General features: G+C 38.5%; 3 protein-coding genes. 2 read left to right on the top strand and 1 reads right to left on the bottom strand.

Features of this window, described 5'->3' with window-relative positions; all coding sequences use genetic code 11:
• Together ACRD7P_RS20870 and ACRD7P_RS20865 are read left to right on the top strand one after the other, a co-directional pair.
• Nucleotides 1-509, top strand: a 509-nt coding sequence (locus ACRD7P_RS20870) for a ribonuclease domain-containing protein (RefSeq protein ID WP_430909736.1), incomplete at its 5' end; no start/stop codon positions are given.
• Nucleotides 510-519: 10 nt separating this feature from the next.
• The gene (locus ACRD7P_RS20865) at nucleotides 520-1,032 is read left to right on the top strand and encodes a barstar family protein (protein WP_430909735.1); all 513 of its coding nucleotides are present in this window, start codon (nucleotides 520-522) and stop codon (nucleotides 1,030-1,032) included.
• 125 nt (nucleotides 1,033-1,157) lie between these two features.
• On the opposite strand, the gene ACRD7P_RS20860 is transcribed toward ACRD7P_RS20865, so the two are convergent.
• A complete protein-coding gene (locus tag ACRD7P_RS20860; RefSeq protein ID WP_430909734.1) occupies nucleotides 1,158-1,511 on the bottom strand; it encodes a hypothetical protein in 354 nt (117 codons plus the stop codon).
• Nucleotides 1,512-1,609 lie beyond the last annotated feature (98 nt).

The raw sequence follows: 1,609 nt of genomic DNA, 5'->3' as shown, positions 1-1,609 counted from the left end.
ACAACAGTAATGGTTCAGTATTACCATCTTCTAAATTACCTGCGACAACAGTAGCTCGATGGGTTTCGGAGGCTACTGCCTTTCTTGTAAGAAAATTTAAATCAGAAAGTGCCTTAGGCGAAATATTTGGCTGGTTCGGCTTGGATGAAGTTGAAGTTGTTTTAACAGAAGCACCCAAAGGCAATGTAAAACTATTGGCTCTTCAAATCGGAACTGGGAAATTAAAAAAACTGAAAAAGTTGGCCAGATGGGCGAAAAAAAATAAGGGTAAAAAAATTCCTGGAACTAAAAAAGGAGGAGTGCCATGGGAAAATGATGGAAGAGATGGTGGACAAGTTCTGCCAAGGAAAGATGCAAATGGAAAAGCAATTACCTATACTGAGTATGATATAAATAAATCACCACAGCATGGGGCGAGTAGAGGCAAAGAGAGAATGGTCATTGGTTCCGATGGGAAGACCTATTATACAAGGGACCATTATAAGACTTTTAAAGAGTTTAAAGATTAATTAGAATATTATGGCATGGAAATGGAATAATAGTTATGATGAAGATGAAAATAAAGATTGGCTAACTGTAAGAAATGGACCAATTATAAAATACTTTTCTGAAGAAGTATTAGGGAATAATGTTAAAGAGTTAGAAAAAATCGGATATCAAATTATTGAGATATCAACTATGAGTTGGACAAAGGGAAACGCTCATAAAAAAATCCAAGAAGGGTTTGATTTCCCTGATTATTATGGTGAGAATATAAATGCGTTTAAGGACTGTTTGGATGATAAGTTTAATAAGAAATACAAAGGGTTGGTTGTTGTATTCAAGCACTTTGATTCATTCTACCAACAATCTAAAGACTTTAGTGAAGCTTTATTAGACGTTATTGTTAAAGTTGCTTGGACTTGGCTACTTGCCGAGCAAAAATTAATTCTTTTTGTACATTCTACTAATCCTAATTTAATTATTGATAAAGTAGGTGGATTTGAACCCGATTGGAACGGAGAAGAATGGTTTAATGATAGTCGAAACTAATCCAGCTGTGCGAAGAGTATGTTCTGAGAAGTTTTCCTCCCGCTAGCCCTCGTCTTAGACGGGTGCCGCATCGGGTAAGGGGTAAAGAGTTGTAAAAGGGCCACGGCGGGGATGTCGTGGTTTTTTTATGTCAATGATTTTTGAAGGGCCTTGAATACTACGATACCCCTGTACAGCAGGTTGATGTTGGCCGCCATTAGTAGGGCAGCTATGAAAGTGGCGAGATAAAAGTTGTGGGAGCGGGTGATGGCCACCATATATACCAGGGACAGTACGGTTCCCAATACGAAAAGCGCACAGTCCAACAACAGCATTGTCCTAAACATACGTCTGTTGATGATATAGGGCCTTAGGAGCTTCTTTACATTCTTAAAAGATCTTCTCAGTCTTTTACGTTGTTTTTTATCGCCCAAGAAAAGTAAGCCTTTTATAAGTGAAGCGATCAAGGAAAAGATGAGTACAAGAACCTCCAAACTCATGCGAGTTGTTTTTGGATGTCCTTTTGGAATACGAAGGCCTTTAGCATGGCCTTTACGCTGGTAACATCCTCTTCGCCCAATTGCTGCACCTTGTTGAA

The sequence above is a fragment of the Maribacter sp. 2-571 genome (assembly GCF_050589625.1).
Classification (GTDB): domain Bacteria; phylum Bacteroidota; class Bacteroidia; order Flavobacteriales; family Flavobacteriaceae; genus Pelagihabitans.
The sequence above is the reverse complement of the archived record's forward strand: the minus strand, read 5'-3'. Positions and strand labels throughout refer to the sequence as shown.